The sequence below is a fragment of the Actinosynnema sp. ALI-1.44 genome, from assembly GCF_001984155.1.
In the GTDB taxonomy this organism is placed as follows: domain Bacteria; phylum Actinomycetota; class Actinomycetes; order Mycobacteriales; family Pseudonocardiaceae; genus Kibdelosporangium.
Window position 1 is genome coordinate 680,276 of sequence record NZ_MTQO01000052.1, and the last position, 16,054, is coordinate 696,329.

The following is a 16,054-nucleotide window of genomic DNA, read 5'->3' on the forward strand; positions in this document are numbered from 1 at the left end:
CTAGAGTGACAATTCGTTTACGTGCGGTTACATAGGATCATCTGCTGCGCAGAATGACCCGGGGATCTTGGGAGGACGCACAGGCATGTGCGCGACATTTCACCGCGCTCGGAACAAGTACACAACCGATGGCGTGGCGAGCGATCTTCTACTATCGGCTGGCCGCTTTCTGACCAGGGAGGAGGTATCGGACGACCTGCGCGCCACCTTCCGGTCAGGCGGCCGGGAAGCGGACGCGTTCTACCGCGACCGGTGGAGCCACGACAAGGTCGTGCCGTCCACACACGGCGTGAACTGCACCGGCTCGTGCCGGTGGAACGTCTACGTCAAGGACGGCATCATCACGTGGGAGTCGCAGGACGTCGACTACCCCACCACCGGGCCGGACCGGCCCGAGTACGAGCCGAGAGGCTGCCCGCGCGGCGCCTCCTTCTCGTGGTACTCCTACTCCCCGTTGCGCGTCCGATATCCGTACGCGCGTGGCGTCCTGGTCGAGATGTTCCGCGAGGCGCGGCGGGTGCACGGCGACCCCGTGCTCGCCTGGGCCTCCATTGTGGACGACCCGATGAAACGCCTCGCCTACCACCGCGCCAGGGGCAAGGGCGGCCTGGTCAGGGTGACGTGGGACGAGGCGGTCGAGATGGTCGCCGCGGCGCACGTGCACACGCTGAAGAACCACGGGCCCGACCGGATCGCCGGGTTCTCCCCGATCCCCGCCATGTCGATGGTCTCGCACGCCGTCGGCGCCAGGTTCATGGCGCTGATCGGCGCCCCGATGCTGTCCTTCTACGACTGGTACGCCGACCTGCCGCCCGCCTCCCCGCAGGTCTTCGGCGACCAGACCGACGTGCCCGAGTCCGCCGACTGGTGGGACGCGGCGTACCTGATGATGTGGGGCTCCAACGTCCCCGTCACCAGGACGCCGGACGCGCACTTCATGACCGAGGCCCGCTACCGCGGCCAGAAGGTCGTGGTGTGCTCCCCCGACTACTCCGACGCCACGAAGTTCGCCGACGAGTGGCTGGCACCGCACCCCGGCACGGACGCGGCCGTCGCCATGGCCATGGCGCACGTGGTGTTGCGCGAGTGCTTCGTGGACAACGAGGTGCCGTTCTTCACCGACTACGTCAAGCAGTACACCGACCTGCCCTTCCTGATCACCTTGGACGAACGTGACGGCACGCTGGTTCCGGGCAAGTTCCTCACCGAGGCAGATCTCGCGGGTCAGCTCAGCAAGGGCACCGAGTGGAAGACGGTCCTGCTGGACCAGGCCACCGGCGAACCGGTGGTGCCCAACGGGTCGCTGGGTTTCCGGTGGGCCGACGAACCGGGCCGGTGGAACCTGGACCTCGGGTCGACGTCACCGGCACTGTCGGTCTACTCCGGACCGGACGGTGACTCCGCGGCGGTCCTGCTGCCCCGGTTCGACACGCTCGACGGCACGGCAGGGGCGATCACGCGGGGTGTTCCGGTCCGCCGGATCGCCGGTCGCACGGTCACCACGGTGTACGACCTGCTGTTGGCCCAGTACGGCGTGCACCGCGCCGGGTTGCCCGGCGAGTGGCCGCGCGGCCTGGACGACCCGCACGCCCCGGCGACCCCGGCGTGGCAGGAGTCGCTGACCGGCGTCCCCGCCGCCCAGGTGACCAGGATCGCCCGCGAGTTCGCGGACACCGCGATCCGCTCGAAGGGCCGCTGCATGATCCTGATGGGCGCGGGCACCAACCACTGGTTCCACTCCGACCTGATCTACCGGTCGTTCCTGACGTTGCTGCTGCTGACCGGCTGCCAGGGCCGCAACGGCGGCGGCTGGGCGCACTACGTCGGCCAGGAGAAGGTCCGCCCGTTCACCGGCTGGTCCACTTTGGCCGGTGCACTGGACTGGGCTCGTCCGCCGCGGCAGATGATCGGCACGGCCTACTGGTACACGCACACCGACCAGTGGCGTTACGACCGGCTGACCGCGGACACGCTGTCGTGGCCCGGAGCGCCGGGCAAGCTCACCGGCCGGACGGTGTCGGACTGCCTGTCGCAGTCCGCGCGGCTGGGCTGGATGCCGTCGTACCCGACGTTCGACCGCAACCCGCTCGACCTGACCGACGAGGCCGAACAAGCCGGGCTCGACCCGGCGGAGCACCTGCTGGCCCAGCTGAAGGCAGGCGAGCTCGGGTTCGCCTGTGAGGACCCGGACGCGCCGGAGAACTGGCCGCGGGTGCTCACGGTATGGCGCGCCAACCTGCTGGGCTCGTCGGCCAAGGGCAACGAGTACTTCCTCAGGCACCTGCTGGGCACCACGTCGTCCATGCGCGCGACCGAGGTCCCGGCGGACGAACGGCCGAAGTCCGTGCGGTGGCGCGACGAGGCGCCCGAGGGCAAGCTGGACATGTTGCTGGCTCTGGATTTCCGGATGACCAGCACGACGTTGTTCGCGGACGTCACGCTGCCCGCGGCGACCTGGTACGAGAAGCACGACCTGTCCAGCACCGACATGCACCCGTTCGTGCACTCGTTCAACGCGGCGGTCGACCCGCCGTGGCAGGCGCGGACGGACTTCGACGCGTTCCACGCCATCGCCGAGCGGCTGAGCGAACTCGCCGAGGACCACCTGGGAACCAGGCGGGATCTGGTGGTCACGGCGTTGCAGCACGACACACCGGGCGAAGTCGCCCAGCCCGGTGGTGTGGTGCGGGACTGGCGCGACGAGGACGACGACCCCGTGCCGGGCAGGACGTTCCCGATCCTCACGGTCGTGGAACGGGACTACACCGCGATCGCCGCGAAACTCGCCGCGCTCGGCCCATTGCTGGACAAGCTCGGCACCACCGCCAAGGGGATCAACGTCGAGGTCGCGCCGGAACTGGCCTGGCTCGGTGCGGCCAACGGCCTGGCCACCGGCGGCGCCGCGATCGGCCGTCCGCTGCTGGACACCGACCGCAAGGCCGCGGACGCCGTGCTGGCCCTGTCCGGGACCACCAACGGACGGGTCTCGGAGGAGGGCTTCCGCGTGCTGGAGGAGCGCGTCGGCCGTCCACTTCGGCATCTGGTCAGCCATCACCAGGCCCACCGGGTCACGTTCGAGGACACGCGGTCGCGTCCCGCGCCGGTGGTGACCAGTCCGGAGTGGTCGGGCGACGAGTCCGGCGGCCGTCGGTACGCGCCGTTCACCATCAACGTCGAGCAGCTCAAACCGTGGCACACGCTCACCGGGCGGCAGCACTTCTTCCTCGACCACGACTGGGTCGCGGAGATCGGCGAGCACCTGCCGGTCTACCGGCCGCCGCTGGACCTGCACCGGCTGTTCGGGGAGCCGAGGCTCGGCCCGAACGGCCCGGAGGTGACGGTGCGGTACCTCACGCCGCACTCGAAGTGGTCGATCCACTCGGAATACCAGGACAACCTGCTGATGCTGACGTTGTCGCGCGGCGGCCCGACGTTCTGGATCAGCCCGGCCGACGCCGAGGCGATCGGCGTGTCGGACAACGACTGGGTCGAAGCGGTCAACCGCAACGGCGTCGTCGTCGCCAGAGCCGTTGTCTCACACCGGATGCCCACCGGCACGGTCTTCATGTACCACGCGCAGGAACGCACGGTGAACGTCCCCAAGACCGAGACCACCGGCAAACGCGGCGGTATCCACAACTCGCTGACCAGGCTCCAGATCAAGCCGACGCACCTGATCGGCGGCTACGGCCAGCTCAGCTTCGCGCTCAACTACTACGGCCCCACCGGCAACCAGCGTGACGAGGTCACCGTGCTGCGTCGCCGCAGCCAGGAGGTGACCTACTGATGAGACCAATGGCACAGCTGGCCATGGTGATGAACCTGGACAAGTGCATCGGCTGCCACACCTGTTCGGTCACGTGCAAGCAGACGTGGACCAACCGCGGCGGTGTGGAGTACGTCTGGTTCAACAACGTGGAAACCAAGCCAGGACAGGGATATCCACGCCGCTACGAGGACCAGGAGCAATGGCACGGCGGTTGGAAGCTCGGCCGCAACGGACGGCTGCAACTCGCCGCGGGCAGCCGGATCAAACGCATGCTTTCCTTGTTCGCCAACCCGAATCTGCCCGCCATCGAGGACTACTACGAGCCGTGGACCTACGACTACCGCAACCTCACCGACGCGCCGCTGGGTGACGACACACCCACCGCACGACCGGTGTCCGCGGTGACGGGCGCGCCCACTTCCGTGCGCTGGGGCCCGAACTGGGAGGACAGTCTCGGTGGCGCGCCGGAACACGCTGCCACCGACCCCGTCGCGGAGGGCATGCGCGCCCGGTTGGGCAAGAGCATCCAACTGGAGTACGAGCAGGCGTTCATGTTCTACCTGCCGCGCATCTGCGAGCACTGCCTCAACCCGAGCTGCGTCGCTTCCTGCCCGTCCGGCGCGATGTACAAGCGGGCCGAGGACGGGATCGTGCTGGTCGACCAGGACCGGTGCCGCGGCTGGCGGATGTGCGTCAGCGGCTGCCCGTACAAGAAGGTCTACTTCAACCACAAGACCGGCAAGGCCGAGAAGTGCACCTTCTGCTACCCCAGGCTGGAGATCGGCCAGCCGACGATCTGCGCGGAGACGTGCGTCGGCAGGCTGCGCTACATCGGCGTCATGCTCTACGACGCGGACGCCGTCGGCCGGGCGGCGAGCGTCAAGGACGACAAGAAGCTCTACCCGGCGCAGATGGAGGTGTTCCTCGACCCGCACGACCCCGAGGTGGTCACGGCCGCGCGACGCGCCGGGATCCCGCACGACTGGATCACCGCCGCGCAGCGCTCCCCGGTGTACTCGCTGATCGCCGAGCACCGCGTGGCGCTGCCGCTGCACCCGGAATACCGGACCATGCCGATGGTCTGGTACATCCCGCCGCTGTCGCCGGTGGTGGAAGCCGTGTCCAGCACCGGGTTCGACGGCGAGCGGGCCGGGAACCTGTTCGGCGCCATCGACGCGCTGCGGATCCCGGTCGACTACCTCGCCGGGCTGTTCACCGCGGGCGACCCGGACCCGGTGCGGGACGTGCTGCGGCGGCTCGCGGCGATGCGGTCGCACATGCGGTCGATCAACCTCGGTGAACCGCCGGACCGGTACGTGCCCAAGAGCGTTGGGATGACCGCCGAGCAGATCGAGTCCATGTACCGGCTGCTGGCCGTGGCCAAGTACGCCGACAGGTACGTCATCCCGACCGCGGGGATCAGCCGTGCGCACGAACTGGAGTCCATCGGCACGACGTGCAGCCTGGACACCGACGGCGGTCCCGGCATGGGCGGCGCCAGCACCAACGGGCACGGCAACGGGCAGACAGACCTGTTCACGTGGCGGGACGGGGAACGCCCGGAGGGCATGTTCCCCAGTTTGGGGCGGAAGCGATGAGCCGCGCGGTCAACGTGCTGCAGCAGGTCGCGTCGCACTGCCTGCACTACCCCGATGAGCAGCTGTACCAACGGATCCCGCTACTGCGCCGGTGCGTGGCCGAGATCGGGGCCAAGCACGCGGGCGGGATCGCGTCGGTGCTCGACCACTTCGAGCGGACGTCCCCGGTCGACGCGGCCCGGCACTACGTCGACGTGTTCGACACCAAACCGGGCCGCTGCCTGTACATGACCTGGTACACCGACGGGGACACGCGCCGACGCGGCGGTTCGCTCGCCGCCATGAAGAGCACCTACCGGCAGCACGGTTTCCGGCTCGCCGACGGTGAACTGCCGGACTACCTGCCCATCCTGCTCGAGTTCGCCGCGCTCACCGGCGAGCCGGGCCGCCAGGCGCTCGCCCGGTTCCGGCAAGGCCTGGATCTGTTGCACACCAAGCTGTCCAAGATCGACACGCCGTACACGGCGGTGGTCGGCGCGGTGATCGCCACCGTCCCCCACGCCGTGGACGTCCTGCCTGCCGATCCGATGCCGCGCGCGGAACAGGTCGGGCTCGAACCGGTGCTGCTGGGCTACCCGACCACGCGGCCGCTGGAGGCGACCCGATGACCAGTCCGATCGACCTGTTGCTGTGGACTGTGCTGCCGTACCTGACGATCGTGGTGTTCGTCGGCGGCACGGTGTGGCGCTTCAAGTACGACCAGTTCGGCTGGACCACGCGCAGTTCCCAGCTGCACGAGTCGAGGCTGCTGAGGATCGGCGGGCCGCTGTTCCACCTCGGCCTGTTCATGGTGATCGGCGGGCACGTCGCCGGTCTGCTCATCCCGAAGTCGCTGACCGAATGGCTCGGTATCCACAACGAGCTGTACCACCTCGTGTCCTTGGTCGCGGGCACCATCGCGGGCCTGGCCACCGTGGTCGGCCTGGCCGTCCTGGTGTACCGGAGGTGGAGCGTCCCGGCAGTCCGCAAGGCGACGTCGAACAACGACAAGCTGACCTACACCGTGCTCGGGGCGACGATCCTGCTCGGCATGTTCGTCACCGTGGTCGTCAACGGCGTACAGGGCGGATACGACTACCGGGTGAGCATCGCGCCGTGGTTCCGCGGAATCCTGATGCTGCAACCGGATTCGTCGCTGATCGCCGACGCGCCGCTGATGTACCGGGCGCACGCGCTGTTCGGCATGGCATTGTTCCTGCTCTGGCCGTTCAGCAGGCTGGTGCACGCCTTCAGCGCGCCCGTCCGGTACCTGATCCGGCCGTACGTGGTCTACCGCAGCCGCGGCGAGACACTGGCCACCCGCTCGGCGGCGCGTCGCGGCTGGGACCAGCCTTGACACTCTCAGCCACGCCGGACACGGAGGGAAATCGGAAGCCCGGGGGGATCCGGGCACGCCACGGCAAGGCCCTGTACGCCACGGTCGGCGCCCTCGTCACGATGGCGCTGATCGGGGCGGAGGCGGTCGTCACGGACCAGCCGTTGCTGTTCCCGTCGCTCGGTCCCACCGCGTTCCTGCTGTTCACCCGTCCCACGCACGCGACCGCGAGCCCCCGCAACACGCTGCTCGGCCACCTGATCGGTGTGCTGGCCGGGGTGATCGGGCTGGTGGCGTTCGGCCAATGGCACGGCGGGCCGTCGATCACGCACATGACGTTCGCCAGTGCCGGGGCGGCGGCGTTGGCACTGGCGCTGACGTGCGGGGCGATGACGTTGCTCGGCCTGCCGCACCCACCCGCGGGCGCGACGACCCTGATCATCTCCCTCGGCGTGCTGCACACGCCGTTGCAGCTCGTGCTGATCATGTGCAGCGTGGTCGTGCTCACCGTGCTGGGTGGCGTGATCAACAGGCTGACGGGTACGCGATATCCGCTCTGGCGTGCCAGGGAGGGCTGAGCTACCGCAACCCGTTGAGCACGGTGGCGAAGTCGGCCGAGTAGTGGGTGACGACGTCCTCGCCGATGACACCGTTCGCGTCACCGTCGAAGTGGGCGACCGGTTCGAGGTAGCCCGCGCCGGAAGGCAGCCAGTACACGTACGGGGTCAGCGGCGCCGGTCCGGAGGCGTCGGCGTGGAAGCCTGCCGCGAGCCGGGCGATCTCACCCATCGCGTACCGGGCGGCAGCACCGTCGCGCAGGACGTGGAAGATCAGCGTGCCGTGGTTGGGCATCGCGACGAGCACGCCGTCCGGGTACTCGCGTTCACCCGTGACCGCCTCGACCACCCAGGGCATGACAAGCACAGTCGAACCCACGTACTCCCCGCCGGTGAGGATGTAGACGTCGTCGCTGACCGCGTACGTCTCGGGCAACTGGCCGCACAGGTTGTCCAGTCCCGCCTGGATCAGCTGGTCGTAGCCGTACTGCCGGACCCTGTCGTCGTTGAGGATGGCGACCCGGTCGGGGTGGTCGAGCGCGAGCACCATCAGCAGGCCTGGCGCGATCTCAGGGGCGTAGGTCCACCACTCGACCGGGCTGCCCTCGACCGGCCGCAGCCGCGCGTAGATCCGGTCGATCACGTGCTCGACCGGGCCGTCCAGGTCGCTGTCGCCGTTGACCAGCACGTCGACCACCCGGTTGAGGCGGTCGTCGACCAGGTCGGCCCACTGCGCCATCGGTACGCCTTCGACCGCGTCGAACACCGGCCCGAGCCCGATCTCCAGCTCGTGCGGTTCGACGACCTGCACTCTGTCCTCGTGCACGACGACCCGCATACCGATGAACGCCGGGCTGCGCCGGACAAGGTTCATCAACCGATCGTGCTGGGCCGTCGTCAGGGTGCTCACCACGGCAAGCTACAAGATCCACGAGCGCCCCGTGGGAAAACCGGTGATGTCCCGTGGTTTTCCCGGCGTAAGGTCCGCGCCATGACGACTGTTCTCTGTGTGCCCCAGTGGCAGGGCTCCGCCTCGACCGACGCGCCGAGGCTGGTGGCGGGTGCGAAACGCGCCGCGGCGCTGATCGCCGCCGAGTCACTGGTGACGGTGCCGGTGCCGGACACGAGCGGCGACAAGCAGGACGGCGTCCGGGCGCTGGCCACCATCAGGCAGAACCTGGAACTGACCCGGGAGGCCCTGGCCGGTGTCGACGGCATGGTGATCACTGTCGGTGGTGACTGCGGTGTGGACCTCGTCCCGATCGCCCGCGCGGGTGCCCGGTACGGCGAAGCGTTGACCGTGTTGTGGTTCGACGCGCACCCGGACTGCTTCACCGGCGACACCCTGCCGTCCGGCGCGTTCCACGGCATGGTCGTCCGCACCTTGCTCGGTGACGGTCCCGCGGCCCTCACGCAGAAGCACCTGCTCACGTCACGCCAGATCGTCCTCGCCGGGCTGCGTGCGGGCGAACCGAGCGAGTACGAGTACATCGAGCGGACCGGCATCCGGAAGGTCGGCGTCGACGACCTGGACAGCGTCCTCGACGGGCTCCGTGGCCCGGTGTACGTGCACATCGACCTGGACGTGCTCGAACCGGCGCGGTTCGGTTCGGTCTGCTACCCCGAGCCGGACGGGGTGTTGCCCGAGCGATTGATCGACGTGGTTTCCCGTCTCGACAACGTGGTCGGCGCGGGTATCACCGAACACGCCCCCGCTGACGGTGAACCGCGTGCCGCCGAGGCCGAGGTGATCCGCCAGTTGGGTGCCGTGCTCACCCGCTCGAAGTAGGCCAGGCACGTGGGTCGCCGCCGGGTCGCCGTGCCGGTGTTCGCGGGCGGTCCCGTGTTCGACCTCGCCGTGCTGTGTGAGGTGTTCGGCAGGGATCGGCGCTACCTGACCCCGGACTGGTACGAGGTGGTGCTGTGCCAGGTCACGCCGGGCCAGCACACCTCGGTTCCCGGTCTGCTGGTGGAGACCGGCGAGGGCCTCGACGCGCTCGCGACAGCGGACCTCGTCGTGGTTCCGCCTCCTGGACCGTCCTTCCGGCCGCCCGGTGCGCTGGTGGCCGCGCTTCGCGCCGCGCACCGGCGCGGAGTGCGGATCGCGGCCTTGTGTTCGGGTGTTCTCGTCCTCGCCGCCGCTGACCTGCTCGACGGCCGCGAGGTCACCACTCACCGGGATCACGTCGACGAACTGCGACGCCGCTACCCGCGAGTCCACGTCAACGGGCAGGCGCTGTTCGTCGACGACGGCGACATCCTCAGCGCGGCGGGAACCGTCGCCACGATCGACCTGTGCCTGCACATCATCCGCCAGGACTTCGGGGCGGCGGCCGCCGCGGAAGTCGGCCGCCGCATGGTGGTCGCGCCCCATCGCAATGGCGTCCAGTCCCACACGCGACACAGCGGGTCCGGCGGTCTGGCACCGGTGCTGGACTGGGCCCGGCAGCGGCTGCACGAACCGCTGACCATCCCGCAGCTCGCCGGGCGGGCCGCGATGAGCACCCGGTCGTTCGGCCGGCGGTTCGTCAGGGAAATCGGCGTCACGCCGCTGCGGTGGCTCACGCTGCAACGGCTGGCGGACGCACGGGCACTGCTGGAAACCACGGCCCTGTCGGTCGACTCCATCGCCACGCGAACCGGGTTCACCACAGGCAAGGCACTGCGCCGGCATTTCCAACGGCATCTCGGGGTCACGCCGTCCGACTACCGCCGCGCGTTCCAGGCCACCGACGCCGGGTGGCGAAAAACGGGTGGCGCGTGACGTTCTCGGGCCTGTCCGCTCGCCGCGTGCGCGTCGATGATTCGCGGCGTGAACTTGTCCAAGCCCGGCCCGTTGCACGTGGACAGCGGGCACGCCGCCGCACTGCTCGACCAAGCGTCCGTATTGGCCGTACAGCACTACCGGGAAGTCGCCGACGGCCCGGTCACGCCACCGTCCGACATCGCCGCGGTCCGTGAACGGCTTGCCGCATACGACTTCGAGACCCCGCACGCGCCCGGTGATCTGCTCGCCGACGTGATGGACCTGCTGCGCGCGGGAATGGTGCACACGAGCCATCCACGCTACTTCGGCTTGTTCAACCCCGCGCCCACCTGGTGGGGCGTGACCGGGGAGCTGCTGTCGGCGGCGGCCAATCCGCAGCTGGCGGCGTACCTGCACGCGTGGGCGCCCGTGGAGGTCGAACGGCACGTGCTTCGGTTCCTCGCCGACAGGCTTGGATTGCCGGCGGGAAGCACGGGCTCGTTCACGGTCGGCGGTTCGGAAGCGAACCAGACAGCGGTCATCGTCGCGTTGACCAAACGCTGGCCCGAATACGCCGACCACGGCGTCACCGCGGTCCCGGGCCGTCCGCTGCTGTACGCCTCCGCCGAGAGCCACCTCGCGTGGGTCAAGATCGCGCACATGGCGGGGCTGGGTCGCCAGGCGGTACGGCTCGTACCGGTCGACGCCGCGCACCGCATGGACGTGGACCAGCTGCGCGCCATGATCGACACGGACACGGCGGCGGGTCACGAACCGTTCCTGCTCGTCGCCACAGCGGGCACGACCGGCGCAGGCGCGCTGGATCCTCTGCCCGATCTGGTCGCGCTCGCCCGGCGACGAGGGCTGTACCTGCACGTGGACGCCGCCTGGGGCGGTGCGGTCGCGTTGTCGGACCGGCTGCGGCCGTTGCTGTCCGGAGTGGAATCCGCGGACAGTGTCACAGTGGACGCCCACAAGTGGATGTCCGCGCCCATGGGCGCCGGGATGTTCTTGACCCCGCACGCCGAGGCGCTCAGCGCGAGCTTCGACGTGCGCACGGCGTACATGCCCGACGCGGTGGACGGCACGCCCGACCCGTACTCGTCCAGTGTGCAGTGGTCCCGCCGGTTCATCGGGCTGAAGGTCTTCCTGTCACTGGCCGGGTCGGGCCGCCCGGCGTTCGCGCGCCAACTGGAACGCGACGTCGAACTGGGCGAACTGCTCGCCTCCAGGCTGGCCGGACGTGGGTGGCTGCGGATCAACGACACACCTCTGCCGGTCGTCTGCGTGGCGAACCCGGACGTCGACAGCCCCACGTGGCACGCCGCCGTCGCGGCCGAGGTCGTCCGGCGTGGCCACGCGTGGGTCAGCGCGCTCCGGCTCGACGGGCGCCCGGCCATCCGGCTCTGCGTGACCAGCTACCGCACGACCGAAGCTGACATCGACCTGGTCGCAGCCGAGTTGGACAAGTGCCGTGCCATGCACACCTGACACCCGGGGTACGGTCGCAGCGTCGAGGCGATGTCTACGAGCCGGCCGTCCGGCTGTGCTGAGCCGACAGCAGCGTACGCCAGTTGGCCAGCGTCGGCTCCTCGGCCAGTTCGATGAAGCTGACCTCGACCCCCGACTCGCGCCACGCATCCACAAGGGACATGATCCGGATCGAGTCGAGCCCGTGGTCGAGCAGGTTGTCGTCGTCCGCGAGCTGGTCGGCCGGAATCCCCAGCAGGTCGGCCAGCTGTGCCCGCAGCGTCCGCTCGTCGATCATGCCTGTTTCCCTTCCCATGTGGACAGCAGATCACCCGTCGTGGTGACGACACCGCAGCGATTGGCCACGTAGCGGATGGCCATGTCGTGGTCGGCGCGGGAGAAGTCCGCGACCGCGTCGGCCACGAAGAACGACTGGATGTCACGCATGAACGCGTCGGCCGCCGTCATCATGCAGCCGATGTGCGCATAGATGCCCGTGATCACCAGCTGGTCCCGGTCGTTGCCCGCCAGGACCTCGCTCAGCGTCGTGCGGTGGAAGGCGTTGTATCGCCACTTCGTCATGTGGATGTCCCCATCGGACGGTCCGATGTCCGCGAAGATGGCCGCGTCCTGCGGGTCCGCGCCGATGCCCTTGCCCCACATGTCCAGTTGCAGGCCGCGCTCGTCGGTCGACTGGCCGCCCGGCTGCGCCGAGTAGACCACCGGGATCCCCAGCACGCGGGCGCGTTCGGCCAGCCGCCTGACGTTGGCGACCAGCTCGGTCACCGGGGACGCGCCGGGGGTGAACGCGCGCAGGAAGTAGTTCTGCATGTCGTGCACGAGCAGCACGGCCCTGTCCGCGTCCAGTGTCCACTCGACACGGTTGACCGGCAGGTCGGCCGGGACGGGCATGGGGTACGGCTCGATCGCGGGCAGGCCGCGTGTCTTCGTGGTGATCACCGCGCTTCGAGTCCTTCCTTGATCGCCTGCGCCAGTGCACGCCTGGAGGTCTTGCCCACTCCGGTGTACGGGAACTCGTCGACCAGCTCGATCCTGTCAGGGATCTTGAACGCCGCCAATCCCCTCTCGCGCAGGAACTTCCGCAGTTGCGCCGCGCTGGGCTCGGGCGAGCGCGGGATCACGAACGCGCACGTGCGCTCGCCGAGTTGGGGGTCCTCGATCCCGACCAGCACCGCGTCGTGCACGCCTTCGTGCGCCAGCAGGTGGTTCTCGACCTCTTCGGCCGCGACCTTCTCACCGCCGCGGTTGATCTGGTCCTTCACCCGCCCCGACACGATGATATGCCCGGACGGCAGCCGCCGCACCAGGTCGCCGGTCCGGTAGAAACCGTCCGAAGTGAACGCGGTCGCGTTGTGCTCGTCCGCGCGGTAGTAGCCGCGGATGGTGTACGGCCCGCGCGTCAGCAGCTGGCCGACCTCGCCGGGCGCGACCTCCACGTCGTCGGCGTCGACAACCCGGATCTCGTCGTGCGGCGAAATCGGTGTGCCCTGGGTCGTGGTGACGAGCTCGAACGAGTCGTCGTCACGGGTGTAGTTGACCAGTCCCTCGGCCATTCCGAACACCTGCTGCAGGTCGCAGCCCAGTTCCGGCCCGACCCGCCTGGCGGCCTCGTCGGCCAGCCGCGCGCCGCCGACCTGGAGTATCTCCATACTCGACAGGTCGAACCGCTGGCGGGCCGGTGAATCCATCCACAGCAACGCGATCGGCGGCACCACACCGGTGATCGTCACGCGTTCCTTCTCGATCAACGGGAACGCGACGTCCGGACTCGGCGCCGGGGTCAGCACGATCCGTGCGCCCGCGTGCAGCGCGCCGAGCACGCCCGGTGAGCTCAACGTGAAGTTGTGCGAGACGGGCAGCGTCGCCATGTAGACGGACTCGGCCGTCAGGCCGCAGATCTCAGCGCTTTCCCGCACGCTGTACAGGTAGTCGTCGTGGGTGCGGGGAATCAGCTTCGGCACACCCGTGCTGCCGCCGGAGAGGTTGAGGAACGCGACCTCGTCGGCGCGCACTTCCGGCAGCGGGCCCGATGTGTCGGCCGGGACGCTGTCCAGCGCACGGAACTCACCGGGGTCGCCCGCGACCAGGACGTGCTTGAGGTCGGGGATCCGGGCCGCGAGCGTCCGGTAGTCGAACCCGCCGAACCTGTCGGCGATCACGTAGGCGACGGCGTCGGTGAACCGGCAGAAGTACTCGATCTCGCTGTGCCGGTGCGCGGGCAACGCGAACACGGGCAGCGCGCCGATCCGGAACAACCCGAACACCACTTCGAAGAACTCGGCGACGTTCGGCAGCTGCACCACGACCCGGTCGCCCTTGCCGATGCCCAGCGCCAGCAGGCCGTGCGCCATGCGGGTCGCGCGCTCGTCCAGCTCGCGATACGTCCAGCGGTCGTCCCCACCGACCACGGCGGTCCGTGAGCCGTGCTCGGCGGCCCGTTCGGCGAGGAAGTCGCCCAGCGTCTGGCCCTGCCAGTACCCGAGTTCCCGGTAGCGTTCGGCGAATTCCGGCGGCCAGGCAACGAAGTCGGTCATGTGAGGTCACCTAAGCCGATCGCGTTGAGGAAGGTGCGGAACTTGGCGGTGGTCTCGGCGAGTTCCTTGTCCGGGTCGGACCCCGCGACGATCCCGGCGCCCGCGTACAGCCGCAGCGAGGTGCCGTCGACCACGCCGCAGCGCAGCGCGATCGCCCATTCCCCGTCGCCGGAGGCGTCGGTCCAGCCGACCAGTCCGGTGTAGAAGCCGCGGTCGAACGGTTCGAGCTCGCCGATCAGCGCACGCGCGGGCTCGGTCGGGGTGCCGCAGACAGCGGGTGTCGGGTGCAGCGCGATCGCGAGGTCCAAAGCGGACACACCGGGCAACGGCTCCGCGGTGATCAAAGTGGACAGGTGCCACATGGTTCTTGTCGGCAGCAACTCCGGCGTCGGCGGCACGGCGACGCGCGCGCACAGCGGGGCCAGGCCCTCAGCCACTGCCTTGACGACGACCTCGTGCTCGTGCCGGTCTTTTTCCGAGACCAGCAGCCCGGTCGCGTTGCGGCCGTCCTGCACCGGATCGGCGTGCCGCGGCGCCGAACCCGCCAGCGGGTTGGCCGTCACGAGTCCGTTGCGGCGCGACACCAGCAGCTCAGGGCTCGCACCGACGAGTGATCCCGCGCCCACGTCCGTGGCGAACGTGTAGCCGTAGGGGTCACGGGCGATGAGGCGTTCCAGCAGCTTGCCCGTCAGCACCGGCCGGTCGGAGCGCAGGTCGAGCACGCGGGCCAGCACGACCTTGCTCAACTGCTTCGAGCGGATGCGTTCCAACGCCTCTCGGACACCGGCGACGTACCCGTCCCGGCTGTCGTCGGCGCCGGAGAAGTCCGGCCGGTCCAGCGTGCCGAGCGTGGGCGTGGCCATGTGCCACGGCTGGCCGTGCCGCACCGACGGGTACAGGCCGAGCCGGGCCGGTGCCGTGCGGGCGAACGGAACCGCGCCTGCCAGGACGCCGCCTGAGGCGAGTTGTGCCTGTTTGGCGGCGGCGATGGTCGTGTGGACCGCGCTCGGCTCGTCGGCGAGCACCACACCAGCGGGCGACGACAGGAAGAACGCCCCCGGCTGGTAGTCGCTGAGCAGCTCGGCGGGAGCCGCCGCGGTGACGTCGGCGTGCATGGTGGGCACTGGAGAGCGCTCCCTTGTATTTTCGAATAGAGCAGGGTCAAAACGTCAGGCACGGAGGGTGGCCCCGCCGTCCACGTACAGGTCGTGCATGGTGATGTGCCTGGCCCGCTCGGAGACCAGGAAGAGCACGGCTTCGGCGATGTCGTCGGGCTCGGCCAGCCTGCCGAGCGGGATGCCGACCCGGAAGTCGGGCAGGGACCCGGCCACGACGCCCGCGACCGCCTCGTCGGCGCTGCGGTCCTCGGGCCACAACGCGCGCTGCATGTCGGTGTCGGTCGAGCCGGGCGAGACGATGTTGCAGCGGATCCCGTACTCGGCCAGTTCGAGGCCGAGACACCGGGTGAACATGGTCGCGGCGGCCTTCGACGCGGCGTAGGCGGCCATCCGCTTGCGTGGCACACCGGCGGCGTTGGAGCCGACTGTGACGATGCTGCCCGAGCGGCGCGGCACCATCCGCTGGGCGACCTCACGGGCGGTCACGAAAACGGCGTTCGAGTTGACGGCGAACGTCTCGTCCCAGTCGGCGTCGGCCATGTCGAGCACCAGGCCCGGTCTCAGCACACCGGCGACGTTGACCAGGATGCCGATCGGACCGAGCTCGGTCTCGACGGACTCGACGACCGCAGCGACAGCGGCTCGGTCGGACACGTCCGCGGGGTAGGCGCGGACGGTATGGCCTTCGGCCCGAAGCTTGCCGACGGTCTCGATCAGTGGTTGCTCGAGCCGGTCGACGGCAGCGACGGCCACCCCGCTTTCGAGGAGCTTGCGCGTCACGGCGGCACCTATGCCCCGGGCCGCGCCGGTGACCAGAGCAACCACGTGATCGGTAGCGGACTGTGTCACCAGGTTCTCCTCTCCCAGGCGAGCGGCCCAACTGGACGCGTTCCCGGTCAAGAATCACCTTAGGTGAGTCTTACCTA

14 protein-coding genes are annotated in these 16,054 nt (G+C 69.4%); 8 read left to right on the forward strand and 6 right to left on the reverse strand.

Annotated features, from left to right (window positions below; genetic code table 11):
- Positions 1–85: 85 nt before the first annotated feature.
- From ALI144C_RS41105 to ALI144C_RS41125, 5 genes are read left to right on the forward strand one after another with little or no spacing between them, the layout of a single operon-like run.
- Positions 86–3,787 (forward strand): nitrate reductase subunit alpha, encoded by a 3,702-nt coding sequence (locus tag ALI144C_RS41105; protein ID WP_076992606.1) that lies wholly within the window; start codon positions 86–88, stop codon positions 3,785–3,787.
- Positions 3,787–5,367, forward strand: a complete 1,581-nt coding sequence (gene narH / locus ALI144C_RS41110; protein WP_076992607.1) for a nitrate reductase subunit beta — start codon at positions 3,787–3,789, stop codon at positions 5,365–5,367. The genes ALI144C_RS41105 and narH overlap by 1 nt, the downstream gene beginning before the upstream one ends.
- Positions 5,364–5,975 carry a nitrate reductase molybdenum cofactor assembly chaperone gene (gene narJ / locus ALI144C_RS41115; protein ID WP_076992608.1) on the forward strand — a complete coding sequence of 204 codons (612 nt, stop codon included), beginning with the start codon at positions 5,364–5,366 and terminating at the stop codon, positions 5,973–5,975. The genes narH and narJ overlap by 4 nt, the downstream gene beginning before the upstream one ends.
- Positions 5,972–6,703: a respiratory nitrate reductase subunit gamma gene (gene narI / locus ALI144C_RS41120; RefSeq protein ID WP_076992609.1), complete on the forward strand. Its 732-nt coding sequence runs from the start codon at positions 5,972–5,974 to the stop codon at positions 6,701–6,703. The genes narJ and narI overlap by 4 nt, the downstream gene beginning before the upstream one ends.
- Complete coding sequence (locus ALI144C_RS41125; protein ID WP_237774558.1) at positions 6,700–7,260, forward strand: HPP family protein; 561 nt, start codon at positions 6,700–6,702, stop codon at positions 7,258–7,260. The genes narI and ALI144C_RS41125 overlap by 4 nt, the downstream gene beginning before the upstream one ends.
- Position 7,261: 1 nt before the next feature.
- Here the strand turns inward: ALI144C_RS41125 and ALI144C_RS41130 are convergent, their stop codons facing one another.
- A complete protein-coding gene (locus ALI144C_RS41130; protein WP_143231162.1) occupies positions 7,262–8,149 on the reverse strand; it encodes a hypothetical protein in 888 nt (295 codons plus the stop codon).
- A gap of 81 nt (positions 8,150–8,230) precedes the next feature.
- Between ALI144C_RS41130 and ALI144C_RS41135 the strand changes: the two genes are divergently transcribed.
- The 3 genes from ALI144C_RS41135 to ALI144C_RS41145 are packed head-to-tail and all read left to right on the forward strand — an operon-like array spanning position 8,231 to position 11,476.
- Complete coding sequence (locus ALI144C_RS41135; RefSeq protein WP_076992611.1) at positions 8,231–9,028, forward strand: arginase family protein; 798 nt, start codon at positions 8,231–8,233, stop codon at positions 9,026–9,028.
- A gap of 9 nt (positions 9,029–9,037) precedes the next feature.
- A complete protein-coding gene (locus tag ALI144C_RS41140; RefSeq protein ID WP_076992612.1) occupies positions 9,038–10,003 on the forward strand; it encodes a GlxA family transcriptional regulator in 966 nt (321 codons plus the stop codon).
- 48 nt (positions 10,004–10,051) lie between these two features.
- On the forward strand, positions 10,052–11,476 hold the full coding sequence (locus tag ALI144C_RS41145) for a pyridoxal phosphate-dependent decarboxylase family protein (RefSeq protein WP_076992613.1): 1,425 nt from the start codon (positions 10,052–10,054) through the stop codon (positions 11,474–11,476).
- A 34-nt stretch (positions 11,477–11,510) separates the two neighbouring features.
- Here the strand turns inward: ALI144C_RS41145 and ALI144C_RS41150 are convergent, their stop codons facing one another.
- Genes ALI144C_RS41150 through ALI144C_RS41170 form a run of 5 tightly spaced genes read right to left on the reverse strand, consistent with a single transcriptional unit; the run spans position 11,511 to position 15,977 of the window.
- Positions 11,511–11,753, reverse strand: coding sequence for a phosphopantetheine-binding protein (locus ALI144C_RS41150; RefSeq protein WP_076992614.1), 243 nt, complete (start codon positions 11,751–11,753; stop codon positions 11,511–11,513).
- On the reverse strand, positions 11,750–12,367 hold the full coding sequence (locus tag ALI144C_RS41155; protein ID WP_076992842.1) for an isochorismatase family protein: 618 nt from the start codon (positions 12,365–12,367) through the stop codon (positions 11,750–11,752). Before ALI144C_RS41155 ends, ALI144C_RS41150 begins: the two co-directional genes overlap by 4 nt.
- Before the next feature lie 44 nt (positions 12,368–12,411).
- The gene (locus ALI144C_RS41160; RefSeq protein WP_076992615.1) at positions 12,412–14,010 is read right to left on the reverse strand and encodes a (2,3-dihydroxybenzoyl)adenylate synthase; all 1,599 of its coding nucleotides are present in this window, start codon (positions 14,008–14,010) and stop codon (positions 12,412–12,414) included.
- The gene (locus ALI144C_RS41165) at positions 14,007–15,125 is read right to left on the reverse strand and encodes an isochorismate synthase (protein ID WP_076992616.1); all 1,119 of its coding nucleotides are present in this window, start codon (positions 15,123–15,125) and stop codon (positions 14,007–14,009) included. The genes ALI144C_RS41160 and ALI144C_RS41165 overlap by 4 nt, the downstream gene beginning before the upstream one ends.
- A 54-nt stretch (positions 15,126–15,179) precedes the next feature.
- Positions 15,180–15,977 (reverse strand): 2,3-dihydro-2,3-dihydroxybenzoate dehydrogenase, encoded by a 798-nt coding sequence (locus ALI144C_RS41170; protein WP_076992617.1) that lies wholly within the window; start codon positions 15,975–15,977, stop codon positions 15,180–15,182.
- Positions 15,978–16,054: the final 77 nt, after the last annotated feature.